Annotated in this window: 25 protein-coding genes and 1 pseudogene; 10 read left to right on the top strand and 16 right to left on the bottom strand. The window is 71.2% G+C overall.

What is annotated here, in order from left to right; genetic code table 11:
• Positions 1 to 23 precede the first annotated feature (23 nt).
• Positions 24 to 782, top strand: a complete 759-nt coding sequence (locus NLX86_RS12845; protein WP_254371784.1) for a SigE family RNA polymerase sigma factor — start codon at positions 24 to 26, stop codon at positions 780 to 782.
• Between the two features lie 306 nt (positions 783 to 1,088).
• Here the strand turns inward: NLX86_RS12845 and NLX86_RS12850 are convergent, their stop codons facing one another.
• Positions 1,089 to 1,787, bottom strand: coding sequence for a uridine kinase (locus NLX86_RS12850; RefSeq protein ID WP_254371785.1), 699 nt, complete (start codon positions 1,785 to 1,787; stop codon positions 1,089 to 1,091).
• A gap of 54 nt (positions 1,788 to 1,841) precedes the next feature.
• Between NLX86_RS12850 and NLX86_RS12855 the strand changes: the two genes are divergently transcribed.
• Positions 1,842 to 2,234, top strand: a complete 393-nt coding sequence (locus NLX86_RS12855) for a hypothetical protein (protein ID WP_254371786.1) — start codon at positions 1,842 to 1,844, stop codon at positions 2,232 to 2,234.
• Positions 2,235 to 2,284: 50 nt separating this feature from the next.
• Here NLX86_RS12855 and NLX86_RS12860 read toward each other — a convergent pair whose 3' ends face one another.
• The 3 genes from NLX86_RS12860 to deoC are packed head-to-tail and all read right to left on the bottom strand — an operon-like array spanning position 2,285 to position 5,596.
• A complete protein-coding gene (locus NLX86_RS12860) occupies positions 2,285 to 3,172 on the bottom strand; it encodes an aldehyde dehydrogenase family protein (protein ID WP_254371787.1) in 888 nt (295 codons plus the stop codon).
• Positions 3,165 to 4,601, bottom strand: a complete 1,437-nt coding sequence (locus tag NLX86_RS12865) for an aldehyde dehydrogenase family protein (protein WP_254371788.1) — start codon at positions 4,599 to 4,601, stop codon at positions 3,165 to 3,167. The genes NLX86_RS12860 and NLX86_RS12865 overlap by 8 nt, the downstream gene beginning before the upstream one ends.
• 5 nt (positions 4,602 to 4,606) lie before the next feature.
• On the bottom strand, positions 4,607 to 5,596 hold the full coding sequence (gene deoC, locus NLX86_RS12870; protein ID WP_254371887.1) for a deoxyribose-phosphate aldolase: 990 nt from the start codon (positions 5,594 to 5,596) through the stop codon (positions 4,607 to 4,609).
• Positions 5,597 to 5,727: 131 nt separating this feature from the next.
• Here deoC and NLX86_RS12875 point away from each other — a divergent pair.
• Positions 5,728 to 5,841, top strand: a pseudogene (locus NLX86_RS12875) (class F sortase); the annotation flags it as partial.
• 15 nt (positions 5,842 to 5,856) lie between these two features.
• Positions 5,857 to 6,501: a PH domain-containing protein gene (locus tag NLX86_RS12880; RefSeq protein ID WP_254371789.1), complete on the top strand. Its 645-nt coding sequence runs from the start codon at positions 5,857 to 5,859 to the stop codon at positions 6,499 to 6,501.
• A gap of 18 nt (positions 6,502 to 6,519) precedes the next feature.
• Here the strand turns inward: NLX86_RS12880 and NLX86_RS12885 are convergent, their stop codons facing one another.
• The 4 genes from NLX86_RS12885 to NLX86_RS12900 all read right to left on the bottom strand — a co-directional run bounded on the left by NLX86_RS12885 (position 6,520) and on the right by NLX86_RS12900 (position 11,124).
• The gene (locus NLX86_RS12885) at positions 6,520 to 7,767 is read right to left on the bottom strand and encodes a hypothetical protein (RefSeq protein WP_374213873.1); all 1,248 of its coding nucleotides are present in this window, start codon (positions 7,765 to 7,767) and stop codon (positions 6,520 to 6,522) included.
• Positions 7,768 to 7,980: 213 nt separating this feature from the next.
• On the bottom strand, positions 7,981 to 9,639 hold the full coding sequence (locus NLX86_RS12890) for a phospho-sugar mutase (protein ID WP_254371790.1): 1,659 nt from the start codon (positions 9,637 to 9,639) through the stop codon (positions 7,981 to 7,983).
• Between the two features lie 107 nt (positions 9,640 to 9,746).
• Positions 9,747 to 10,571 carry a purine-nucleoside phosphorylase gene (locus tag NLX86_RS12895; RefSeq protein WP_254371791.1) on the bottom strand — a complete coding sequence of 275 codons (825 nt, stop codon included), beginning with the start codon at positions 10,569 to 10,571 and terminating at the stop codon, positions 9,747 to 9,749.
• Positions 10,572 to 10,686: 115 nt separating this feature from the next.
• Positions 10,687 to 11,124, bottom strand: a complete 438-nt coding sequence (locus tag NLX86_RS12900; protein WP_254371792.1) for a gamma-glutamylcyclotransferase — start codon at positions 11,122 to 11,124, stop codon at positions 10,687 to 10,689.
• Positions 11,125 to 11,254: 130 nt separating this feature from the next.
• Between NLX86_RS12900 and NLX86_RS12905 the strand changes: the two genes are divergently transcribed.
• The gene (locus NLX86_RS12905; RefSeq protein ID WP_254371889.1) at positions 11,255 to 12,694 is read left to right on the top strand and encodes an NAD(P)H-quinone dehydrogenase; all 1,440 of its coding nucleotides are present in this window, start codon (positions 11,255 to 11,257) and stop codon (positions 12,692 to 12,694) included.
• A gap of 145 nt (positions 12,695 to 12,839) precedes the next feature.
• Positions 12,840 to 13,808: a DeoR/GlpR family DNA-binding transcription regulator gene (locus tag NLX86_RS12910; RefSeq protein ID WP_308409588.1), complete on the top strand. Its 969-nt coding sequence runs from the start codon at positions 12,840 to 12,842 to the stop codon at positions 13,806 to 13,808.
• 14 nt (positions 13,809 to 13,822) lie between these two features.
• Here the strand turns inward: NLX86_RS12910 and NLX86_RS12915 are convergent, their stop codons facing one another.
• Together NLX86_RS12915 and NLX86_RS12920 are read right to left on the bottom strand one after the other, a co-directional pair.
• Positions 13,823 to 14,407, bottom strand: coding sequence for a TetR/AcrR family transcriptional regulator (locus NLX86_RS12915; RefSeq protein WP_254371793.1), 585 nt, complete (start codon positions 14,405 to 14,407; stop codon positions 13,823 to 13,825).
• A gap of 168 nt (positions 14,408 to 14,575) precedes the next feature.
• Entirely contained in the window at positions 14,576 to 16,330 is a 1,755-nt protein-coding gene (locus NLX86_RS12920; protein ID WP_254371794.1) for a biotin carboxylase N-terminal domain-containing protein, read from the bottom strand.
• 402 nt (positions 16,331 to 16,732) lie between these two features.
• On the opposite strand from NLX86_RS12920, the gene NLX86_RS12925 reads away from it, so the two are divergent.
• Complete coding sequence (locus tag NLX86_RS12925; RefSeq protein WP_254371891.1) at positions 16,733 to 17,161, top strand: hypothetical protein; 429 nt, start codon at positions 16,733 to 16,735, stop codon at positions 17,159 to 17,161.
• Between the two features lie 39 nt (positions 17,162 to 17,200).
• Here the strand turns inward: NLX86_RS12925 and NLX86_RS12930 are convergent, their stop codons facing one another.
• The 6 genes from NLX86_RS12930 to NLX86_RS12950 form a co-directional block, all read right to left on the bottom strand.
• Positions 17,201 to 17,803, bottom strand: a complete 603-nt coding sequence (locus tag NLX86_RS12930; protein ID WP_254371795.1) for a nucleoside triphosphate pyrophosphatase — start codon at positions 17,801 to 17,803, stop codon at positions 17,201 to 17,203.
• Positions 17,804 to 17,839: 36 nt separating this feature from the next.
• The gene (locus NLX86_RS12935) at positions 17,840 to 18,274 is read right to left on the bottom strand and encodes a PIN domain-containing protein (protein ID WP_254371796.1); all 435 of its coding nucleotides are present in this window, start codon (positions 18,272 to 18,274) and stop codon (positions 17,840 to 17,842) included.
• Positions 18,271 to 18,513 (bottom strand): ribbon-helix-helix domain-containing protein, encoded by a 243-nt coding sequence (locus NLX86_RS12940; protein WP_254371797.1) that lies wholly within the window; start codon positions 18,511 to 18,513, stop codon positions 18,271 to 18,273. Before NLX86_RS12940 ends, NLX86_RS12935 begins: the two co-directional genes overlap by 4 nt.
• A 44-nt stretch (positions 18,514 to 18,557) precedes the next feature.
• On the bottom strand, positions 18,558 to 18,686 hold the full coding sequence (gene mmpB / locus NLX86_RS34425) for a morphogenic membrane protein MmpB (protein WP_302061281.1): 129 nt from the start codon (positions 18,684 to 18,686) through the stop codon (positions 18,558 to 18,560).
• A 135-nt stretch (positions 18,687 to 18,821) separates the two neighbouring features.
• Positions 18,822 to 19,028, bottom strand: a complete 207-nt coding sequence (locus tag NLX86_RS12945) for an acyl-CoA carboxylase epsilon subunit (RefSeq protein ID WP_254371798.1) — start codon at positions 19,026 to 19,028, stop codon at positions 18,822 to 18,824.
• Positions 19,029 to 19,042: 14 nt separating this feature from the next.
• Positions 19,043 to 20,638, bottom strand: coding sequence for an acyl-CoA carboxylase subunit beta (locus NLX86_RS12950; RefSeq protein WP_254371799.1), 1,596 nt, complete (start codon positions 20,636 to 20,638; stop codon positions 19,043 to 19,045).
• Positions 20,639 to 20,744: 106 nt separating this feature from the next.
• On the opposite strand from NLX86_RS12950, the gene NLX86_RS12955 reads away from it, so the two are divergent.
• The 3 genes from NLX86_RS12955 to NLX86_RS12965 all read left to right on the top strand — a co-directional run bounded on the left by NLX86_RS12955 (position 20,745) and on the right by NLX86_RS12965 (position 23,951).
• On the top strand, positions 20,745 to 21,608 hold the full coding sequence (locus NLX86_RS12955) for a biotin--[acetyl-CoA-carboxylase] ligase (RefSeq protein ID WP_254371800.1): 864 nt from the start codon (positions 20,745 to 20,747) through the stop codon (positions 21,606 to 21,608).
• Between the two features lie 107 nt (positions 21,609 to 21,715).
• Positions 21,716 to 22,891, top strand: a complete 1,176-nt coding sequence (locus NLX86_RS12960) for an adenylate/guanylate cyclase domain-containing protein (protein ID WP_254371801.1) — start codon at positions 21,716 to 21,718, stop codon at positions 22,889 to 22,891.
• A gap of 259 nt (positions 22,892 to 23,150) precedes the next feature.
• A complete protein-coding gene (locus NLX86_RS12965) occupies positions 23,151 to 23,951 on the top strand; it encodes an enoyl-CoA hydratase/isomerase family protein (protein ID WP_254371802.1) in 801 nt (266 codons plus the stop codon).
• The last annotated feature ends 27 nt before the right edge of the window (positions 23,952 to 23,978 follow it).

The raw sequence follows: 23,978 nt of genomic DNA on the forward strand, positions 1-23,978 counted from the left end.
GACTCCACGACGGGGGGCGCGAGATGAACACGCTGCAAGGAACCACCACCAGCGCAGTTGTCACGCGGCTCCACGGCGGCACACGGAGCGCCGAGAAGTCCGGTGCCGTGAGCGGGCGGGGGTGCGCTCGCGGCATCGGGCGTCAGCGGCAGGCCTTCATGGTCGCCATTGACGCACCTGTGGGGCCCGCGGCGGTTGCCGGGGGGAACGGGGGAAGCGGGGACGCGTACCGGGAGGCCGAGGGGGAGCGGCAGTCCCTGTCCGAGGCGGAGTTCACCGCCTACGTACGGGAACGTCGTGCCTCCCTGTACGCGACCGCCTACCACCTGACCGGCGACCGGTTCGAGGCGGAGGACCTGCTCCAGAGCGCGCTGTTCTCGACGTACCGGGCATGGGACCGGATCAGTGACAAGGCCGCGGTCGGCGGCTATCTGCGCCGCACGATGACGAACCTGCACATCAGCGCGTGGCGCCGGCGCAAGCTCAACGAGTACCCGACCGAGGAACTGCCGGAGACGGCGGGCGACACCGACGCGATGCGCGGCACCGAGCTGCGCGCCGTGCTCTGGCAGGCGCTCGCCCGGCTTCCGGAACTGCAGCGCACAATGCTGGTTCTCCGCTACTACGAGGGCCGTACGGACCCGGAGATCGCGGAGATCCTGGACATCAGTGTCGGCACGGTGAAGTCGAGCATCTGGCGGTCGCTCCGCCGGCTGCGCGAGGACGAGGTCCTCAGCTTCGGCCGTGACGAGGAGGAGTCCTTCGGCGAGCTGGTGGCCTGAGGGAACGGGGGTCCTGCCTCTTGGGGGAGGGGCAGGAAGCACGGGGGCACGGGGGAGAGAGCGGGACCAGGCGGCCGGGGGGGCCACCGGGTCCCGCTCTCGCGCATGCCCAACCCGGCGCGGCACCTACGCGCGGTGCGGCCAAATGGCAGCGCGGCTGTGCAACCGCGGCGCGGCTCAGCGCCCCAGCCCGGCTGTGCCGCGAAGGCTCTACGCCGAGGCGCGGCTCTGCGTCTGCGGTGCCGTTGTGCGTCGAGGCGCGGCTTCCACACCGAAGTGCGGCGCCACGCGCAGTGCCGCTTCGCTCTACGCCGTGCTGCGTGCCTTGACGCGGCGGCCCGCTGCCGCGGCTGCCAGGCGGCCCAGGGCCTCGTCCTTGGCACACGGGTGGGCGCCGAGCGATGCGTGGCGCTCCACGATGCCGCGCTCCGCGCGCATCAGCCGCCAGCCGCGGCGCAGCAGGAACGGTACGGACTTGCGGCCCTCGCGCAGGTCGCGCAGCAGCCGCCGGCGGAACGTGGTGGTTGGCCGGCCGCGCAGACAGATCGCGTCCGCGAGCACGCCGAGCTCCTGGCAGCGCTCCACGATGTCCGCGGCGAAGATCCCCTCCGCGATGAACAGGGGCGTGCGCGCGATGTCGAGCGCCTCCCGGTTCACCCGCGCGCTGGTGGCGATGTCGTAGACGGGGACGGTCGTACGTCCCGTACGGCACAGCTCCTCCACCGCCGCGACGGCGGCGTCCGCGTCCCACGACAGCGGCGAGTCCCAGTCGATGTCCGGGCTGCCCGCGACCTGCGGAAGGGTGGGGTCGTCGCCCTCCTTGTAGAAGTCGTCCAGGCGCAGCACGGGCAGGCCCGAGCGGGCGGCCAGCGACGACTTTCCGGATCCGGAGGGACCCGCGAGCAGCACTACGCGGGTGGGAAGAGGGGAGGAGTTCACGGGACACCAGTGTGAGGCATTGACCCGTGAAGGGGACCCCTCGGGGCGGACGTTGGTATTGAGCATCACACCTCAACTACGCTGCGTGCCCGTACGATTACCCAGTCAGGCAGGAATCCCATGGCACGTCACACAGCTCCCGCTCCCCAGTCCCGGCGGCTCGCCCTGCGCGCGGGGCTGACCGTCGCGGCGGTGGCCGCAGCCCTCGGCGCGGGCGAGGTCGCCCACGCGGCGCCGGCGGCACCCCTGGGCGTCGACACGCTCGACGGTGCGCAGGCCCAGGCCCTTACCGGCGTAGTCACGAACTCGGTGACCGGTGTCGGGCAGCTCAAGAGCCTCCAGCTCAACCCGCTGGCCAAGACGGGGGTTGACCCGCTCGACAACGCGGTGGCCCCACAGGTCGCGGACTTCAAGCCGGTCAGCACGGAAATGGCCACCGGACCGCTGGCGGCCGGCGCCGCTCTCAAGGACCTCCCGGTGGTGGGCGCCGCCTCGGGGATGCTGCCGCTCTGAGTGCGGGTATGCAGAAGCCCCCGCCGCGCGGTTGCGACGGGGGCTTTCGCTCAATACGCCGAGCCGGACGCGCCCAGCGAGCCCGTCGGGTGCCAGACCGTCTTCGTCTCCAGGAAGGCCGTCAGGCGGTGCGTGCCCGGGTCGGCCGACCAGTCCACAGGCTGTGGACGCAGCACGCGCTTCAGGTTGTCCGCGGCGGCGATCTCCAGCTCCTTGGTCAGTACCTCGTCCGCACCAGCGAGGTCGAGCGCGTTCACATCCTGATGCGCGGCCAGCGGGGCCGCGATCTCCGAGGTACGGCCCGAGAGGACGTTGACGACGCCGCCCGGCAGGTCGGAGGTCGCCAGCACCTCGCCCAGCGAGAGGGCCGGGAGCGGAGAGTTCTCGGAGGCGATGACGACCGCCGTGTTGCCGGTGGCGATCACCGGGGCGATCACCGAAACCAGGCCGAGGAAGGACGACTCCTGCGGGGCGAGGATCGTCACGACGCCCGTAGGTTCGGGGGTGGAGAGGTTGAAGTACGGGCCCGCGACCGGGTTCGCCCCGCCGGCGACCTGGCCGATCTTGTCGGTCCAGCCCGCGTACCAGACCCAGCGGTCGATCGCCGCGTCGACGAGCGCGGCCGCTTTCGGCTTCGAAAGGCCCTCCGCCTCGGCGACCTCGCGCACGAACTGGTCCCGGCGGCCCTCCAGCATCTCCGCGATGCGGTAGAGGATCTGACCGCGGTTGTACGCGGTCGCGCCCGACCAGCCGCCGAACGCCTTGCGGGCCGCCACGACCGCGTCGCGCGCGTCCTTGCGGGACGAGAGCGGCGCGTTGGCCAGCCAGTTGCCCTTGGAGTCCGTCACCTCGTACACCCGGCCGCTCTCGCTCCGGGGGAACTTGCCCCCGACGTACAGCTTGTAGGTCTTGAAGACGCTCAGTCGCCCATCAGACATCGAGGTAGGCCTCCAGACCGTGGCGGCCGCCTTCGCGGCCGAAGCCCGACTCCTTGTAGCCGCCGAACGGCGAGGTCGGGTCGAACTTGTTGAACGTGTTGGCCCAGACGACGCCCGCCCGGAGCTTGCCCGCGACCGCCAGGATGCGCGAGCCCTTCTCCGTCCAGATGCCGGCGGACAGGCCGTACTGGCTGTTGTTGGCCTTGGCGACGGCCTCGTCGGGCGTACGGAAGGTCAGCACCGACAGCACCGGGCCGAAGATCTCGTCACGCGCGATCGTGTGCGCCTGGGTGACATTCGTGAAGAGCGTCGGCGCGAACCAGTAGCCGGAGGACGGCAGCTCGCAGGGCGCGGACCAGCGCTCGGCGCCCTCCGCCTCGCCGGTCGCGGTGAGTTCGGTGATCCGGGCCAGCTGCTCGGCGGAGTTGATCGCGCCGATGTCGGTGTTCTTGTCCAGCGGGTCGCCGAGGCGCAGCGTGGACAGCCGGCGCTTGAGCGAGTCCAGCAGCTCGTCCTGGATCGACTCCTGCACCAGGAGGCGGGAGCCCGCGCAGCAGACCTGGCCCTGGTTGAAGAAGATGCCGCCGACGATGCCCTCGACGGCCTGGTCGATGGGAGCGTCGTCGAAGACGATGTTCGCGCCCTTGCCGCCCAGTTCGAGGGTGACCTTCTTGTCGGTACCGGCGATCTGGCGGGCGATGGCCTTGCCTACCGCGGTCGAGCCGGTGAAGGCGACCTTGTTGACGTCCGGGTGCTCGACGAGTGCCGCGCCCGCGTCGCCGTACCCGGTGAGGATGTTGACGACGCCCTTGGGCAGACCGGCCTGGCGGCAGATGTCCGCGAAGAAGAGGGCGGAGAGCGGAGTCGTCTCGGCCGGCTTCAGTACGACGGTGTTGCCGGTGGCCAGCGCCGGGGCGATCTTCCACGCCAGCATCAGCAGCGGGAAGTTCCACGGGATGACCTGGCCGGCGACGCCCAGCGGCCGCGGGTTCGGTCCGTACCCGGCGTGGTCGAGCTTGTCGGCCCAGCCCGCGTAGTAGAAGAAGTGCGCCGCGACCAGCGGGAGGTCCGCGTCGCGGGTCTCCTTGATCGGCTTGCCGTTGTCGAGGGTCTCCAGGACGGCCAGCTCGCGCGAGCGCTCCTGGATGATCCGCGCGATACGGAACAGGTACTTGCCGCGCTCCGAACCCGGCAGCGCCGACCACTTCTCGAACGCCTTGCGTGCCGCCTTCACGGCCCTGTCCACGTCCGCGGCGCCCGCCTGGGCGACCTCGGAGAGGACTTCCTCGCTTGAGGGGGAGACGGTCTTGAAGACCCTGCCGTCGGCCGCCTCGGTGAACTCGCCGTCGATGAAGAGCCCGTAGGAGGGCGCGATGTCGACGACCGACCGCGACTCGGGAGCCGGTGCGTATTCGAATACAGATGCCATGGTGATCAGTCCACCGTCACGTAGTCGGGACCGGAGTAACGGCCGGTGCTCAGCTTCTGGCGCTGCATCAGCAGGTCGTTGAGCAGGCTGGAGGCGCCGAAGCGGAACCACTCGTTGCTGAGCCAGTCCTCGCCCGCGGTCTCGTTGACCAGGACCAGGAACTTGATCGCGTCCTTGGTGGTCCGGATGCCGCCGGCCGGCTTCACACCCACCTGGATTCCAGTCTGCGCCCGGAAGTCGCGGACGGCCTCCAGCATCAGCAGGGTGTTCGCCGGAGTGGCGTTGACGCCGACCTTGCCGGTCGAGGTCTTGATGAAGTCGGCGCCCGCCAGCATGCCGATCCAGGAGGCGCGGCGGATGTTGTCGTACGTCGACAGCTCGCCGGTCTCGAAGATCACCTTGAGCCGTGCGGCGCTCCCTCCCCCAGCCTCCGGCCGGGAGGTGCCCCCAGCACGCAGGCACTCTGCCTTGACGGCCTGGATCAGCTCGAATGTCTCCAGGTAGCGGCCGGCCAGGAAGGCGCCACGGTCGATGACCATGTCGATCTCGTCGGCTCCGGCGGCGACGGCGTCGCGGGTGTCCGCGAGCTTCACCGGCAGGGCCGCGCGGCCGGCCGGGAAGGCGGTGGCGACCGAGGCGACCTTGATGCCCGTCCCGGCCAGGGCCTCCTTGGCGGTGGCCACCATGTCCGGATAGACGCAGATGGCGGCCGTGCGCGGGGTCGTACGGTCGGTCGGGTCGGGATTGGCGCCCTTGGCGCAGAGCGCCCGGACCTTGCCCGGGGTGTCCGCGCCTTCGAGCGTGGTCAGGTCGATCATTGAGATGGCCAGGTCGATGGCGTACGCCTTCGCCGTGGTCTTGATCGAGCGGGTGCCGAGGGACGCGGCGCGCGCTTCGAGGCCGACGGCGTCTACGCCGGGCAGCCCGTGCAGGAAGCGGCGCAGCGCGCTGTCGGACGCGGTCACGTCAGCGATTGCGGGAACTGTGGTGGGCATGGTCACCAGATGAGCATATCTACGCGCGTAGCGGCCTGTCACCCCCCGGGCCGAAATCGTTGTGAACTAGCCATTCCGGTTACTGCGTGCCTGCGCTCTGTCACGCGCCTGTGGCACGCCGCGGACCGATCGACACCGACCGGCCCGAGCTGCGGCTCATCACGTGCGGCGGAGAACTCAGGGACGGCCACCGGCCGGACAACATCATCGTGTACGCGGACCTGGTGGCCGGCTCCGGCGCGTGAGGCAGAATCGGGCTCATGACGAGCCCGAGCCCCCAGCAGCCCGAAGAACCGGCGCCGGCCTACGCCGACCGCGTCTACCGCTCTCCCGCGTCCCTCGCCGGAGGCGTCCTGCTGCTCGCGCTCGCCGCCTGGCTCGGCGGCGCCGCCCTGATCCGCGGCGAGGGCCGCACCCCTTGGCTGGCGCTCGCCGGGCTGCTGTTCGCCGTTCCGCTCGTCGTGGCCTTCACCGTGCGGCCGGCCGTCTTCGCGAGCGAGGACCGGCTCCGCATCCGTAACCCGTTCCGGACCATCACGCTGCCGTGGGCCTCGGTCGACGCGATCCGGGCGACCTACTCCAGCGAGGTGCTCGCGGCCGGGAAGAAGTACCAGCTGTGGTCGGTGCCCGTCTCGCTGCGCGAGCGCAAGCGGGCCGCCCGGAGCCAGGCCCGGGCCGCGGGCGACGACCCGTACGGCAGGACGACCGCGACGGCCGACGTCTCCGACTCGGCAGCGCGCAGGGCCCTGGCGGACCGGACCGTGGAGGAGCTGAACGGACTCGCCGAGCGCTGCGCCGCCCGCCCGACGGCCCAGGGCACCCCGTCGGTGCGCTGGGCGTACGAAATCATCGCGCCGAGCGTGGCCGGGGCGGTCGTACTCGCGGTTCTGCTGGCCACCGGCTGAGATCGTCGAGAGACCGGCCTACGGGGCGCTCGGCCAGACCAGGGCCATGTAGCCCCCGAAGTACACCGACGACAGGGCCGCAGCCCCCAGTACCACCAGCGCGACGTGGCCGCGGGCGCGGGCGACGCCCAGGGCCAGCGGCAGCAGCAGGGGGAAGCCCGGCAGCAGGAAGCGGGCGCGCGGGAAGTAGACGCCGCCGCTGCCGAGGACGATCACCAGCAGCACGCCCGTGAAGACCAGCAGCGGCAGCGGCTGGCGGTCGGCCAGGGACAGCAGGAACAGCCCGGCGGAGGCGATCAGCACCACCGTGACGACCACCAGGAACAGCTGCGGCATCGACTCGTACGCGAGGTGCCGCCGCATCGCGCGCAAGGTGTCCGCGCCGCCGTCCCACTCGTTGAACCACAGCTTCTGTACGGCGAAGTAGCCGTCCCAGCGGCCGACCCGCAGGCCCACCCAGACGACGTAGCCGAGCCAGCCCAGCGGAGCGAGCAGCCCGCCGGCCAGGATCGTGGACGGGACCGTGCGCTCGGTGCGCCACCGGCGCCACACCACCACCGCCGCCGTCACCGACACCGCCGCCGCGACCGCGATCCCGGTCGGCCGGGTCAGTCCCGCCAGCGCGGCGAGCGTGCCGGCCCACAGCCAGCGGCCGGTCAGCACCGCGTACAGGGACCAGGCGGCCAGCGCGGTGAACAACGACTCGGTGTAGCCCATCCACTGGACGAGCGCGACGGGCATCGAGCCCCACAGCACCACGAGCACGGTGCCGGCCCGGCGGCCGTACAGCCGCTCGCCGACCGCGAAGACGCCCCACGCGGCGAGCAGCGAGCAGCCGATGGCGACCAGCAGCCCGATCGTGGCCCGCGAGCCCGGGGTGACTGCGGCGACGGCCTTCACCAGAGCGGGGTAGAGCGGGAAGAAGGCCAGGTTGTTGGCGTTGTACTCGGTGCCGAGCGAGTCGGTATAGCCGTGCTCGGCGATGCCGAGGTACCAGTCGGAGTCCCAGGACGTGGCGAGCGTCGTCCAGAGGCCGTGGTGTTTGAGGTGGGCCCACTTGGCGACGACGAGCACTCCGAGCAGCCGGACCGTGACATAGCCGGCCAGCGCGGGCCCCGCCCTGCGCAGTGACCGCAGCGCCCGGTTCCTGGTCCGGGCGGAGGTTGTCGCCCGTGGCTGGGCCGGGCGTCTTCTGGAGGCGGGGACGAGGGTACGGCGGTCGCGGGCCGGTGCTTGGCGGGACACCCGGGAAGCGGTCGGGGGCACTGAGGCAGCTCCTGGACTCGGCGGACTCGGCGGAACTCGGCGGGGACGCTCGTCTCGGCGTGGGATACCGGGACACCCTTTCTCGGATGATCGGGAAAGGGTGGGCGCCGCTGCGTCAACTGCCGTACTGAATTCATCCGAACGTGCAGTCCGAACGTGCAGTGGGCCCCCAGGACCGGTCGGTCCTGGGGGCCCACTTCACGTACAAGCCGCTCAGATGCCGGCCGCCGCCGACAGGTCCGCCTTGATCCCGGCCAGGACCTCCGCGGCCCGTGCGCGAGCCGGCTCCAGGTCGCCCGCCTCGGCGACCGGAACCACGACCTCCAGGTAGCACTTCAGCTTCGGCTCGGTGCCGCTCGGGCGGACGATCACCCGCGCGTCGAACTCACCGTCCAGGTAGTACCGCAGGCCGTCCGTGGGCGGCAGCGTCGCGGTCCCCTGGGTCAGGTCCTCGGCCGAGGCGACCCGCAGCCCGGCCAGCATGGCCGGCGGCCGCTCGCGCAGCCGGCGCATCGCGTCGGCGATCAGCGACAGGTCCTGGACACGGACGGAGAGCTGGTCGGTGGCGTGCAGCCCGTGCTCCATCGCCAGGTCGTCCAGCAGATCCGTCAGCGTACGGCCCTGCTCCTTCAGTTCCGAGGCCAGCTCGGCGACGAGCAGCGCGGCCGTGATGCCGTCCTTGTCGCGGACGCCCTCGGGGTCGACGCAGTAGCCGAGCGCCTCCTCGTAGCCGTACCGCAGACCCTCCACGCGGGCGATCCACTTGAAGCCGGTCAGCGTCTCCTCGTACGCGACCCCGGCCGCCTCGGCGATCCGGCCGAGCAGCGAGGACGACACGATCGACTCGGCGAAGGTGCTGTCCTTGCCCGACACGCCCTTGTGCACCAGGTGTTCGGCGAGCAGCGCGCCCACCTCGTCGCCCCGCAGCATCCGCCAGCCGCCCTCGACCGCCTCGTCGGGCACCGCGACGGCGCAGCGGTCCGCGTCCGGGTCGTTGGCGATGACGAGGTCGGGACCGGCGCGGCGCGCGGTCGCGAAGGCCAGGTCCATCGCGCCCGGCTCCTCCGGGTTGGGGAACGCGACCGTCGGGAAGTCCGGGTCCGGCTCGGCCTGCTCGGCGACCAGAACCGGCGCGGGGAATCCCGCCCGGTCGAAGGCGGCCGTCAGGACGTCCTTGCCGACGCCGTGCATGGCCGTGTAGACGACCCGCGCGCTGCGGGGCGACCCGTTGGTCAGTACGGCGTCCGTACGCGCCAGATAGGCATCCAGGACCTCGTCCCCGAGAACGTCCCAGCCGTTCTCCGGACGCGGTACGCCGGCCAGTGCGGCGACCGCCGCGATCTCGGCGGCGATCTCCGCGTCCGAGGGCGGCACGATCTGCGAGCCGTCACCGAGGTAGACCTTGTAGCCGTTGTCGCGCGGCGGGTTGTGGCTGGCGGTGACCTCGACTCCGGCGACGGCGCCCAGGTGCCTTATGGCGTACGCGAGGACGGGCGTCGGCAGCGGCCGCGGCAGCAGGGCCGCGCGCAGCCCGGCCCCGGTCATCACGGCGGCGGTGTCCCGGGCGAAGTCCGCCGACTTGTGCCGCGCGTCGTAGCCGATGACGACGAGGCCGTCGGTCGACCCCTGCTTCTTCAGGTACGCCGCGAGCCCGGCCGCCGCCCGGATGACGACGGACCGGTTCATCCGCATGGGCCCGGCCCCCAGCTCGCCGCGCAGTCCGGCCGTACCGAACTGGAGGGTGCCGGCGAAGCGCTCGGCGAGCCCCGCGAGCTCCTGCGAGTCGATGAGCTTGGCGAGCTCCTCGCGGGTCTCCTCGTCCGGGTCCTCGGCCAGCCAGGTCCTGGCCCGCGCGATCAGGTCGTCCTGCACGGTGTTCCGCCTCTCGGGTGTGTCACGATTCGCCCGCCTCCGGCGACGGGGTCGCCCGTACCGGCAGCACGTGCCCGTACCGGCTCAGGGCCTGTGCCCGTACCCGCTCAGAGCTTGCCCAGTACCTGCGTCAGCAGCGCGCCCATCCGGGCGGCCGAGTCGCGGCCCGCCTGCAGGACCTCTTCGTGGTTCAGCGGCTCACCCGACAGGCCCGCAGCCAGATTGGTGACCAGGGAGATGCCGAGGACCTCGGCGCCCGCCTCGCGGGCCGCGATGGCCTCCAGGACGGTGGACATGCCGACCAGGTCGCCGCCCATCACGCGGACCATGTTGATCTCGGCCGGGGTCTCGTAATGCGGGCCGGGGAACTGCACGTACACGCCCTCTTCGAGCGTCGCGTCGACCTCCTTGCACAGCGCGCGCAGCCGCGGCGAGTACAGGTCGGTCAGGTCCACGAAGTTCGCGCCCACGATCGGCGAGGTGCCCGTCAGGTTGATGTGGTCACTGATCAGGACCGGCTGGCCGGGGCGCATGCCCGGGCGCAGTCCGCCGCAGCCGTTGGTGAGCACGACGGTCTTGCAGCCGGCGGCCACGGCGGTGCGGACCCCGTGGGCGACGGCGGCGACGCCGCGGCCCTCGTAGTAGTGCGTACGGCCCAGGAAGAGCAGCGCGCGCTTGTCGCCGATCCGGTACGAGCGGATCTTGCCGCCGTGGCCTTCGACGGCCGGCGGCGGGAAGCCGGGCAGCTCGGTGACGGGGAACTCGGCCTCGGGCGCGCCGAGCGCGTCGGAGGCGGGCGCCCAGCCGGAGCCCATCACGAGGGCGACGTCGTGGGTCTCGGCGCCGGTGAGCTCGCGCAGACGCGCGGCGGCAGCGTCGGCGGCGGCGTGCGGGTCGCCCTGGATGTTGTCCGGAATAACAGATGCGTTCACGCCGACGAGGGTAGCTGAGCAATGCCTACGCGCGTAGATGGCACAGCTCACGGTCTTGCGATCGTTGTGTTGTCGTTTCCGACGAAGTGATCCGACCGCTCCGGCTCCACAGCCGTCAGCAGGGGCGCTTGCGCAGCTCCATGACGTAGTCGTGCGGCGCGCCCGCCGACTCCGCCGCGTCCGCGATCTCGCCCAGGTAGCGCGCGGACGGCAGCCCGCCCTCGTACCCGTTGAGCACGTACACCCAGGCGGCCTCCTCGCCGTCCAGGGTGTGGACGCGGACCCGCATCCGGCGGTAGATGTCGAGGCCGACACCCTCCCAGCGGTCCATGGAGTCCTCGTCCATCGGGGCGATGTCGTAAAGCGCCACGAAGACCTGCGAGCGCGGCGCCTCCACGATGGTGGCGAGCGCGCCCTCCCAGCCCATCTGCTCCCCGCCGAAGGTCAGCCGCCAGCCGTTGAGCCACCCGGTGCCGCGCAGCGGGGAGTGCGGGGCGCGGCGCGTCATCAGCCGCGCGTCGAGGTTGCCGGCGTACCCGGCGTAGAGCGACATGGTGACGAGGGTACGACAGTGGCATTTGCGGCCCCGCCGCACGAGCCCCCCAGGGCCAGTGCGGCCTGTCCGGCCCCGACCGGGGTACCCGGGGCGAAGCGCGTGGGAAAGGTGCGGGACAATGGAGCACGTGACTCGGATCGTGATCATCGGTGGCGGACCCGGCGGATACGAGGCGGCCCTGGTGGGCGCCCAGCTCGGCGCGGAGGTGACCGTCGTCGACTGTGACGGTCTGGGCGGGGCGTCGGTGCTCACCGACTGCGTACCGTCGAAGACTCTTATCGCGACGGCAGAGGTGATGACGACCTTCGACTCTTCGTACGAGGAGTTGGGGATCATCGTCGCCGACGACACGCCGCACATCGAACAGGCCGCCCGCGTCGTCGGCGTCGACCTGGGCAAGGTCAACCGCCGGGTGAAGCGCCTCGCGCTCGCCCAGTCCCACGACATCACCGCCTCGGTGACCCGGTCCGGCGCCCGCGTCATGCGCGGCCGCGGCCGGCTCGACGGCCGCCAGGCCATGGACGGCTCGCGCACGGTCGTCGTGACCGCCGCCGACGGGAGCGAGCAGCGGCTCACCGCAGACGCCGTACTGATCGCGACCGGGGGGCACCCGCGTGAGATCCCCGACGCGCTGCCGGACGGCGAGCGGATCCTGAACTGGACCCAGGTGTACGACCTCACCGAGCTCCCCGAGGAGCTCATCGTGGTCGGCTCCGGTGTCACCGGAGCCGAGTTCGCGGGCGCCTACCAGGCGCTGGGCTCGCGCGTCACGCTCGTCTCGTCGCGCGACCGGGTGCTGCCCGGTGAGGACCCGGACGCCGCCGCCGTCCTGGAGGACGTCTTCCGCCGCCGCGGCATGAACGTCATGTCCCGCTCCCGCGCCGAGTCCGCCAAGCGCGTGGGCGACCGGGTCGAGGTCACGCTCTCCGACGGCCGGGTCATCTCCGGCACGCACTGCCTGATGGCCGTCGGCGCGATCCCCAACTCGGCCGGCATGGGCCTGGAGGAGGCCGGGGTCCGGCTGAAGGACTCGGGCCACATCTGGACCGACCGGGTCTCGCGTACATCCGCCCCCGGTGTGTACGCGGCCGGTGACGTCACCGGGATCTTCGCGCTCGCGTCGGTCGCGGCCATGCAGGGGCGGATCGCGATGTACCACTTCCTCGGCGACACGGTCGCGCCGCTCAACCTCAAGACCGTCTCGTCGAACGTCTTCACCGACCCCGAGATTGCCACCGTCGGTTACAGCCAGGCCGACGTGGACGCGGGCAAGATCGAAGCCCGGGTGGTGAAGCTGCCGCTGCTGCGCAACCCGCGGGCCAAGATGCAGGGCATCCGGGACGGCTTCGTGAAGCTCTTCTGCCGGCCCGGCACCGGCATCGTGGTGGGCGGCGTGGTCGTCTCCCCGCGTGCGAGTGAACTGATCCACCCCATCTCGATCGCGGTCGACAACAACCTGACGGTCGAACAGATCGCCAACGCGTTCACGGTGTACCCGTCCCTCTCGGGCTCGATCGCCGAGGTGGCGCGGCAGTTGCACACCCGCAAGGCGGCGGGCGAGGCGTAGGGCTGTCCGGCCGCGAGCGTGGGCGTACGGCATAGTCGCCCGGCGTACGCCGCGTATACCACTTGTCGGCCTTGTCTGCGAACATCTTCTGTTATTCGGCGCAAACTGCTGAAAGCAGACGGTCGTTGGGGTTACTGTCAGTTTCGTGTTCGCTGCAGAACGTCGCCAATTGATCCTCGAAATGGTGCGAGCCAACGGGGCTGTATCGCTCCGCGAGCTCGCCCGCGTCGTCCAGACCTCCGAAGTGACCGTCCGGCGGGACGTGCGGGCACTTGAGGCCGAAGGACTCCTCGACCGCCGGCATGGCGGTGCGGTACTGCCGGGCGGCTTCACGCGGGAGTCCGGCTTTCCGCAAAAGTCCCATCTCGCAACCGCGGAGAAGACGGCCATCGCCGATCTCGCGGCCGGCCTCGTCGAAGAGGGCGAGGCCGTCGTCGTCGGCGCGGGGACCACCACGCAGGAGCTGGCCCGCCGGCTCGCGCGGGTGCCGGGTCTGACCGTGGTCACCAACTCACTGCTGGTGGCGCAGGCGTTGGCGCACGCCAACCGGGTCGAGGTCGTGATGACCGGCGGCACCCTTCGCGGCTCCAACTACGCACTCGTGGGCAGCGGAGCCGAGCAGTCCCTCCAGGGGCTGCGGGTCTCCCGCGCCTTCCTCTCCGGGAGCGGACTGACCGCCGAGCGCGGGCTGTCCACCTCCAACATGCTGTCGGCCAGCGTCGACCGGGCACTGGTGCAGGCGGCGGCGGAGGTCGTGGTCCTCGCGGACCACACCAAGCTCGGCACCGACACCATGTTCCAGACGGTGCCCACGGATGTGATCACCCGGCTGGTCACCGACGAGCCCCCGGCCCACGACGAACGTGCGGCCACCGAACTGCAGGCCCTTGCCGATCAAGGGGTGCAGATCGCGGTCGCGGGCTCGGGCGGGGCGGGCGCGGGCAGTGACAACGTCCCGACGGGCCGCCGCCCCCGCCCGGACATGCCGCTGCCGGGCCAGCGCCGCAGCCACGTGGCGGGAGCGGGCCCGCAGTTGCGCAGCGCCGCCGCACTGGCGGAGCAGCCGCCGGGGGAACGGGAACGCGCACGGGTGGCGGACCTCCGCCGCCGCTAGCGGATGGCCACCCCCTAGCGGGTGTCCGGCCGCAGGCCCTTGAGGGTGAGCGTGAGCAGACGGTCGGCCAGGTCCGGGTCGGCCGGGGTCTCCTCGACCGCCAGCGCGATCGCGTTCGTGAGCTGCATCAGGTCCGCGATCGACACATCGGGCCGTACGGACCCCGACTCCTGGGCTCGTGCGAGGAGTTGGCGGCCCGCCTCGCGCATCGGCACGCTGCACGACGACAGGGCCGAACTGTCGTCGTTCGAGGCCGACATGAGCGCCCTGGCCAGCCCCCGGTACTCACCCGCATGGGTGATGATGGCGCGCAGCCACTCCACCAGCGCCCAGCACGGCTCGGGGTCCTCCAGCAGCTCGCGCGAGCGCGCGAGCAGAGCGCTCACCGCGTCCTCGAAGACCGCGCTCATCAGGGCGTGCCGGTTCGGGAAGTGCCGGTACAGGGTGCCGATTCCCACGCCCGCGCGGCGCGCGACATGCTCCAGCGAGGCATCCGTGCCGTGCTCCGCGAAGGCCGCGCGGGCCTCCTTGAGCAGCCGCGCGTAGTTGCGGCGCGCGTCGGCGCGCATCGGCCGTGCTGGGGTGGTGCCGGTCGTCATCGCCGCCGCCGCCCTTCCTGCCGCGCCGCTTCGTGTCGTGCCGCGTCGTGCTTTCAGGATGCCACCGGCAGGCCCGTACGCCTGTACGCCCGTACGACGGAAGACCCCGCCCGGAACGGAACCGGGCGGGGCCTTCACCTGACCTGCAGCACGTACGGCTGCGAGCCGTCAGTCCTTGATTTCGCAGATCGTCGCACCGGAGGTGACGGACGCGCCCACCTCGGCGGACAGGCCCTTGATGGTGCCGGAGCGGTGTGCGTTGAGCGGCTGTTCCATCTTCATGGCTTCGAGTACGACGACGAGGTCGCCTTCGTTGACCTCTTGGCCTTCTTCGACCGCGATTTTGACGATGGTGCCCTGCATGGGGGAGGCGAGGGTGTCGCCGGAGGCGGCGGAGCCGGCTTTCTTGGCCACTCGGCGCTTGGGCTTGGCGCCGCCGGCGGCGGCGGTGCGGGCCAGTGTCATGCCGAGCGAGGAGGGCAGGGAGACTTCCAGGCGCTTGCCGCCGACTTCGACGACGACGGTCTCGCGGCCGGGCTCCTCGTCGGTGTCGACGTCCGCGGGTGCGGTGAAGGCGGGGATGTCGTTGACGAACTCGGTCTCGATCCAGCGGGTGTGGACCGTGAACGGGTCGGAAGTGAACGCCGGGTCGGTGACGACGGCGCGGTGGAAGGGGATGGCGGTGGCCATGCCCTCGACGGTGAACTCGGCCAGCGCACGGGCGGCGCGCTGCAGGGCCTGCTCGCGGGTGGCGCCGGTGACGATCAGCTTGGCGAGCAGGGAGTCCCAGGCGGGGCCGATGACCGAGCCGGACTCCACGCCGGCGTCGAGGCGGACACCGGGGCCGGTGGGCGGGGCGAAGACGGTGACGGTGCCGGGGGCGGGGAGGAAGCCCCGGCCGGGGTCTTCGCCGTTGATGCGGAACTCGATGGAGTGGCCGCGCAGTTCGGGGTCGCCGTAGCCGAGTGCTTCGCCCTCGGCGATGCGGAACATCTCCCGTACCAGGTCGATGCCGGTGACCTCTTCGGTGACCGGGTGTTCGACCTGGAGGCGGGTGTTGACCTCCAGGAAGGAGATGGTGCCGTCGGTGCCGACGAGGAACTCCACCGTGCCGGCGCCGACGTAGCCGGCCTCCTTCAGGATGGCCTTGGACGCCGCGTACAGCTCGGCGTTCTGCGCGTCCGACAGGAACGGCGCGGGGGCTTCCTCCACCAGCTTCTGGTGGCGGCGCTGCAGGGAGCAGTCACGCGTGGAGACGACGACGACGTTGCCGTGGGAGTCGGCCAGGCACTGGGTCTCGACGTGGCGGGGCTTGTCGAGGTAGCGCTCGACGAAGCATTCACCGCGGCCGAACGCGGCGACGGCCTCGCGGACGGCGGAGTCGTACAGCTCCGGTACCTCTTCGAGGGTACGGGCGACCTTCAGACCGCGGCCGCCACCGCCGAACGCGGCCTTGATGGCGATCGGCAGCCCGTGCTCCTTGGCGAACGCGACGACCTCTTCCGCGCCGGAGACCGGGTCGGGGGTGCCGGCGACCAGCGGCGCGCCGGCGCGCTGGGCGATGTGACGGGCGGCGACCTTGTCGCCGAGGTCGCGGATCGCCTGCGGCGGCGGGCCGATCCAGGTCAGACCGGCATCCAGCACCGCCTGGGCGAAGTCGGCGTTCTCGGAGAGGAATCCGTAGCCGGGGTGGATGGCGTCCGCACCCGAGTCCTTCGCGGCCTGCAACACCTTGGCCATGTCCAGATAGCTGGCAGCCGGGGTGTCACCGCCCAGCGCGAACGCCTCGTCGGCCGCGCGGACGTGCAATGCGTCCCGGTCCGGATCGGCGTAGACGGCTACGCTCGCGATCCCGGCGTCCCGGCAGGCCCGGGCAACGCGGACAGCGATTTCGCCTCGGTTGGCGATGAGCACCTTGCGCACGATGGCTCCCTCCTTGAAACAAGCTGAGTTTAGGGACTGCCGACACGGCCTTTCGACCCGTCCCCAATGGTGAGCTTGCCCACACGGAGTGTGATCCGAGGCCCACTCGAGTGGCGAATTCCCTTGTCGCACCACGGTACGCCGGGTTCTCCAACTGCACAGTAACCCTCGGGTGTGGCCAAGGTCTCTGTCAGGCGGCTCCGCGGCGACTCACGATTCTTTGTGGAGTCCCTACGAATGGCCGAATGATTCTTTGCCTCGCGCAGACCCCTTGTCCCGAGGTTTACCCGTTAGTAGCGTGCGCGATGTCGAACGTACTGGCAGTAACGGTAGGAGGGGTGGGGCGTGGTCGCACGCAGACCGGTGGCTGTCGTGGCCGCGATCGTTCTCTTCGGCGAGGCCATGGGCCTCGCCTTCGTCAACTGGATCCTCGGCCGGGTCGTCGACGGTCAGTCGATGTCGATGGCCGGCCTCGACTCCGATGTCATGTCTGCGTCCACCTGGGCGCTCGGCGGGGTCATGGGCTTCTTCCTGGCCGGCTGCGGACTGGTCCTGCTCCTCACCGGGGTGCGGGACCGGGCCCCGGGCCGGTTCGGCAGGGTGCTGCTGATCAGTTGCGCCATCACGCACGGGGTGCTGGGCGCGCTGACGGTCGGTCTGGTCGGCTGGCCCGCGTTCGCCTTCATGATGGTGGTGCTGGGCCTGGTCGTGCTGTCACTGCTGGCGTACGGGAAGCCGGACGCGGCCGGGAGCCGTGTCCAGGACTCGCCCCCGCTGGTCCCGGGAGAGCAGCCGCCGCCGGGCCCGCCGGCCGCACCCGCCTCTGCCTGACCGGTCGCCCGGGCGAACCGGTCGGCAGGTCGCGGCGCCTCAGGCCCACAAGTCGGTGATCGACACGCCCAGTTCGCCCAGCAGCCTGCGCAGCAGTGGCAGCGACAGGCCGATGACGTTGCCGTGGTCGCCCTCGATCCCCTCCACGAAGGGCGCCGAGCGGCCGTCGAGGGTGAACGCGCCCGCGACATGGAGCGGTTCGCCGCTCGCGACGTAGGCGGTGATCTCGGCGTCCGTCGGCTCACCGAAGCGGACGGTGGTGGATGCGGTCGCGGAGACGTGGCGGCCGGTGGCCGTGTCGACCACGCTGTGCCCCGTCCGCAGTACGCCGGCCCGCCCGCGCATCGACTTCCAGCGGGCGGTGGCCTCTTCGGCGTCGGCCGGCTTGCCCAGCGCCTCTCCGTCCAGCTCCAGCACCGAGTCGCAGCCGATCACCAGTGCCCCGGCGGCCTCGGGCCTGGCGGCGACAACCGCGGCCTTCGCCTCGGCGAGCACCCGGGCGAGTTCGCCGGGGGTGGCTGCGGTGAGCGCGTCCTCGTCCACACCGCTGACGATCACCTCGGGCGCGAGCCCGGCCTGGCGCAGCAGGTTGAGACGGGCGGGCGAAGCGGAGGCGAGCACGAGGCGGCGGGCGTCAGTCATGCGGGAAGGGTAGCCAGCGGGCGGCTGCGGGCCGAATCAGAGGTCGGCGGGCAGGATTCGGAAGGCTCTGAAAGTCTTAGTGAGCGGGGTGACGGCCCGGAAGTCCCGCTGATCAAGCGTAAGGATCTGATTGGTCCGGTACCGGTCGGCCAGGACCACCCCGACTGCGTCGGCCAGATCGAGCTTCAGTCCCTCGTGCTTCAGCCGTACCTCGTGAGCCGTGACGAGGTCTGTCGGACGGAGCGTGGCCAGCTTGTACTGACCGTCGGTCAGTCGGTCGTTCAGTGCTTCCATGACGACGAGTGCCTGACGGAAGCCGAGGTCCCGGTGCACGAGGTGATCGAGTTCGGTGATGACCAGCGGCGAGATCGCAAGGACCTCACGATTCATCACCCCGGCGGCTCCCTCGTGTGCCGGGTGCTCCGCATCGAAAGCCGCGTAGAGGGCCGAAGTGTCGGCGACGATGATCAACGACGGTTGGTCCGTTCCTTGATGTGCTCGTAGATGGCCTCGTCCATGTCCTCGGACGTGATGAGGCGGCCGCTCCTGAACACAGGGAGCGGTCGACTCTGCTTGGGCCGGCTGGAGTTGTCGAGCAGCAGGGCGATCCCTTGGCGGATGAGTTCCGCCTTGCTGACTCCGGTGGCCGCAGACTCGGCATCCAGCCGAGTCTCGAGTTCCTCGGGGAGATAGACCGTCGTCTTTATCATGGACATAGGGTACCAGTCGTATGGTGCCACCCGCAGCGGTCCGCTCAGTGCAGGCCCACCGCCAGCATCGCCACCAGCATCGCCAGAGCCAGCAGCAGGCCCATGCGCCGCAGCATGGCCTGCGCGTCGCGCATCTCCTTGGGCGGCTCGTTCTCCGGGTCGGACCACAGCATGGATCGATCCTGCTGCGGAAGCGGCGATGGCGCCTGAGTACGGGTACTCAAGCGCCATCCTGCTGACTGACTAGGCGGTGTCCGGCCGATCAGGCCGGACACCCCCTGGTTACGCGGAGATGAACGCCCCGCGCGCTACTCCGGCCAGTACGTACGGCCCCAGGCCCTGGGGCCCGGCAGCGGCATCCGGCGGCGTGCGACCCGCGTCGGGGCCGCCCACTCGTCCGGGATCCGGGGCGCGCCGACGGTCGAACTTGCCAGCACCGCGGCGCGCGCCTGGACCACCGCCAGGGCGGCGGCCAGCTCCTCCGGGGTGGGGTTGCCCTTGACGACCTTGATCATGTGAGCGCCCCTTCCTAGAGCGGAATGTTGCCGTGCTTCTTCGGAGGCAAGGATTCCCGCTTTGTACGGAGCTGACGCAGCCCCCGCACAATGTGGCGCCGCGTCTCCGACGGCATGATCACGGCGTCGACGTAGCCGCGCTCGGCCGCCGTGTACGGGTTGAGCAGGGTGTCCTCGTAGTCCGCGATCAGCTCGGCGCGGGTGGCCTCCTGATCCTCGGCGGCCGCGATGGTCCGCCGGTGCAGGATGTTCACCGCACCCTGCGCGCCCATCACCGCGATCTGCGCGGTCGGCCAGGCCAGGTTCAGGTCGGCGCCCAGGTGCTTGGAGCCCATGACGTCGTACGCGCCGCCGAACGCCTTGCGCGTGATCACGGTGATCAGCGGCACGGTCGCCTCGGCGTACGCGTAGATCAGCTTCGCGCCGCGCCGGATGATGCCGCCGTACTCCTGGTCCACGCCGGGCAGGAAGCCGGGGACGTCCACGAACGTGAGCACCGGGACGTTGAACGCGTCGCACGTACGGACGAAACGTGCCGCCTTCTCCGAGGCGTCGATGTCCAGGCAGCCGGCGAACTGCATCGGCTGATTGGCGACGATGCCCACCGGGTGGCCCTCGACCCGCCCGAAGCCGGTGACCATGTTCGGCGCGAACAGGGCCTGGGTTTCGAGGAACTCGCCCTCGTCCAGGATGTGCTCGAGCACCGTGTGCATGCCGTACGGCTGGTTGGCGCTGTCCGGGATGAGCGTGTCCAGCTCACGGTCGAGGTCGGAGAGTTCGAGGTCCGCCTCCTCAGGGAAGGCCGGCGGCTCGGAGAGGTTGTTCGAAGGCAGGTAGGACAGCAGCGACTTGACGTACTCGATCGCGTCCTTCTCGTCACCCGCCATGTGGTGCGCCACCCCGGAGGTGGTGTTGTGCGTGCGGGCTCCGCCCAGCTCCTCGAAGCCCACGTCCTCGCCGGTGACCGTCTTGATGACGTCCGGACCGGTGATGAACATGTGCGAGGTCTGGTCCACCATCACCGTGAAGTCGGTGATCGCGGGGGAGTAGACCGCGCCGCCCGCGCACGGGCCCACGACCAGCGAAATCTGCGGGATCACGCCGGAGGCATGGGTGTTGCGGCGGAAGATCTCGCCGTACATGCCGAGGGCCATGACGCCCTCCTGGATACGGGCGCCGCCGGAGTCGTTGATGCCGATGACGGGACAGCCGGTCTTCAGGGCGAAGTCCATCACCTTGATGATCTTCTGGCCGAAGACCTCGCCCAGCGCGCCGCCGAAGACCGTGAAGTCCTGCGAGAAGACGGCGATCGGGCGGCCGTCGACCGTGCCGTAGCCGGTGACCACGCCGTCTCCGTACGGCCGGGTCTTCTCCAGCCCGAAGGCGGTGGAGCGGTGCCGGGCGAACTCGTCCATCTCTACGAACGAACCCTCGTCCAGGAGCAGCGCGACCCGCTCACGGGCCGTCAGCTTTCCCTTGGCATGCTGCTTCTCCACGGCGCGCTCGGAGCCCGCGTGCGTCGCTTCGTCAATGCGGCGTTGCAGATCCGCGAGTTTTCCCGCGGTCGTGTGAATGTCTACATCGCGCTTGGCGATCTCGGGCTCTGACATCGGGATGCGGCTCCCTGCCTGGTCAACCGGATGGCTACTGACACGTAGCGTATCGGCGCGCATGGCGCTCGGCAGTGCGTCGTTTGCCACACCTAATGTGGCTTGCATGACGCCCCAGGATGCTCCAGACAACCGCTGGTCCAACCTCGACCGGCCGCCCCTGAACACCACCGCGCTGCGTCGCGGCCTGCTGCGGCCGGGCGGGCTGTGGACCTCCCTGGACGTCGTCCAGGTCACCGGCTCCACCAACGCCGACCTGGCGGCGCGGGCGGCGGAGACCCCGGAGGGGGCCGTCCTCGTCGCCGAGGAGCAGACCGAGGGCCGCGGCCGCCTGGGCCGCAACTGGTCGGCGCCCGCCCGGTCGGGGCTGTTCTTCTCCATCCTGCTGAAGCCCATGGACGTACCCGTCGAGCGGTGGGGCTGGCTGCCGTTGCTTGCCGGAGTCGCCACCGCGACGGCCCTCTCGCGCACCGCGGGCGTCGACACGGCCCTCAAGTGGCCCAACGACCTTCTTGTCGCCGTCGGGGGGGAGGAGCGCAAGGCCGGCGGCATCCTCGCCGAGCGGGCCGGCGGCACCGGGGGAGGCGTCGTCGTCGGCATCGGCCTCAATGTCTCGCTGACGAAGGAGGAGCTGCCGGTGCCCGGCGCGGGCTCGCTGGCACTGGCCGGCGCGGTCTCGGTGGACCGCGACCCTCTGCTGCGGGCGGTGCTGCGGTCGCTGGAGGAGTGGTACGGAGAGTGGCGCGCGGCCGGGGGCGATCCCGACCTCAGCCGGTTGCAGGAGTCGTACGCGGCGGGCTGCGCGACGCTCGGCCGGACCGTACGGGCCGAGCTGCCGGGCGGGCGGTCGCTGACCGGTGAGGCGGTGGCCGTGGACGCGGACGGGCGGCTTGTCCTGGCGACCGGCGACGGGGTGCAGGAACCGGTCGGGGCGGGGGACATTGTGCACCTGCGGTCCGTTGACTCATGAGAAGGCCGTGAGATGGAGGAGTGAGCTACGGCACACCTGTCGTATGGTTTAGACGATCCGCGACAGATCGGCAGTGCAGTGCGCAGGGAACGGGCAGGAGGCGGTAGGTGACCGTCGATGACACGGGTTCCGGCGCGGGCACGCCCTTTCCCAGCGGAGGCGGCAGCGGCAGTGGCAGCAGTAGCGGCAGCGATCAGCACCCGCCGCACCACGCCGTCGACCACACGGTCGAGCCGACCGCCGACCCGCTCGCCATCCGGCTCGAACAGCTGATCCTCGGCGCCGAGCGCCGCTACACCGCCTTCCAGGCCGCCCGCACGGCCGGCGTCTCGATGGAGCTCGCGTCCCGCTTCTGGCGGGCCATGGGCTTCGCCGACATCGGCCAGGCCAAGGCGCTCACCGAGGCGGACGTACTCGCCCTGCGGCGGCTCGCCGGTCTGGTGGAGGCGGGGCTGCTGAGTGAGCCGATGGCGGTACAGGTCGCCCGGTCCACCGGGCAGACCACCGCCCGGCTGGCGGAATGGCAGATCGATTCCTTCCTGGAGGGGCTGACCGAGCCGCCCGAGCCCGGCATGACCCGCACCGAAGTCACGTACCCGCTGGTCGAGCTGCTGCTGCCGGAGCTGGAGGAGTTCCTGGTCTACGTCTGGCGGCGGCAGCTGGCGGCGGCGACCGGCCGCGTCGTCCAGGCCGCCGACGACGAGGAGATGGTCGACCGCCGGCTCGCGGTCGGATTCGCCGACCTGGTCGGCTTCACCCGGCTGACCCGGCGGCTGGAGGAGGAGGAGCTCGGCGAACTGGTCGAGGCGTTCGAGACCACGGCCGCCGACCTGGTCGCCGCGCACGGCGGCCGGCTGATCAAGACCCTCGGGGACGAGGTGCTGTACGCGGCGGACGACCCGGGGACGGCGGCGGAGATAGCGCTCCGGCTCATCGAGACCATGCGGCACGACGAGACCATGCCGGAGCTGCGCGTCGGCATAGCGTTCGGCACGGTCACGACCCGGATGGGCGACGTATTCGGCACGACCGTGAACCTGGCCAGCAGGCTGACCTCGATAGCGCCGAAGAACGCGGTGCTGGTGGACGGCGCGCTCGCGGAGGAACTGGGCCGTACGGGAGACGCGCCGGTCTCCGAGGCGGAGGCCGCGGCGGCGGCGGAGCTGGCGGAGAAGGCGGGCGAGGACGCGCCCACGTACCGCTTCGCGCTTCAGCCGATGTGGCAGCGCCCGGTACGTGGCCTGGGCGTGGTGGAGCCCTGGCTGCTGACGCGGCGCACCTAGGGCCTGTCCGGCGGATCAGGGCCGGATAGGACGCGGCGTCCGGTGCGGTGCATCGCAAGGCGCCGCACCGGACGCCGTGGCCCCGGCCAGGATCCGCCGGACAGGCCCTGGCCCTGGCCCGGTGCTGCCCGCCCGCACCGCACTCCGCCGGCGGCCGGGGGTGCCTCGCACCCCCGGCTCCAGGGCGGGTGGGTGGGAGAGGCCCCGCCGCGGGGGCGGCCTATGATCCCGGTCAACGATCGTTAACCGGGAGGGCGTCATGAGCGAGCAGCGGTTCGGGGAGTTCGTCGTCGTGCGGCGGCACGAGCAGGAGCATGTCGCCGAGCTCGTGCTCGACCGGCCCAAGGCCATGAACGCGGTGTCCACCGAGATGGCACGGTCGATCGGGGCCGCGTGCGACGCGCTCGGCGCCGACCGGGACGTGCGTGTCACCGTGCTGACCTCCACCCATGAGCGGGCCTTCTGCGTCGGCGCCGACCTCAAGGAGCGCAACTCCTTCAGCGACGCCGAGCTGGTGCGGCAGCGGCCCACGGCCCGGGGCGCCTACACCGGCGTACTCGAACTGCCGATGCCGACCGTCGCCGCCGTACACGGGTTCGCCCTCGGCGGCGGTTTCGAGCTGGCGCTGGCCTGCGATCTGATCGTCGCGGACCGTACGGCCGTCGTCGGGCTGCCCGAGGTGTCGGTCGGCGTGATCCCCGGCGGCGGCGGTACGCAACTGCTGCCGAGGCGCGTCGGAGCGGCCCGGGCGGCCGAGCTGGTCTTCACCGCGCGCCGGGTGGCGGCGGACGAGGCGCGCGAGCTGGGCCTGGTCGACCAGCTGGTGGAGGAGGGCCGGGACCGGGAAGAGGCGCTGGCCCTCGCCGCGCGGATCGCCGGGAACTCCCCGGTCGGGCTGCGGGCCGCGAAGCGCGCGCTGCGGCTCGGCCACGGGCTGGACCTGCGGGCCGGTCTGGAGGTCGAGGACGCGGCGTGGCGGTCGGTGGCGTTCTCCGGGGACCGGGCCGAGGGCGTGGCGGCGTTCAACGAGAAGCGGAAGCCGCAATGGCCGGGCGAGTGACGACCCGTCGCGGCAGCGCCGAACTGT

This window comes from Streptomyces sp. A3M-1-3, from assembly GCF_024213665.1.
Classification (GTDB): domain Bacteria; phylum Actinomycetota; class Actinomycetes; order Streptomycetales; family Streptomycetaceae; genus Streptomyces.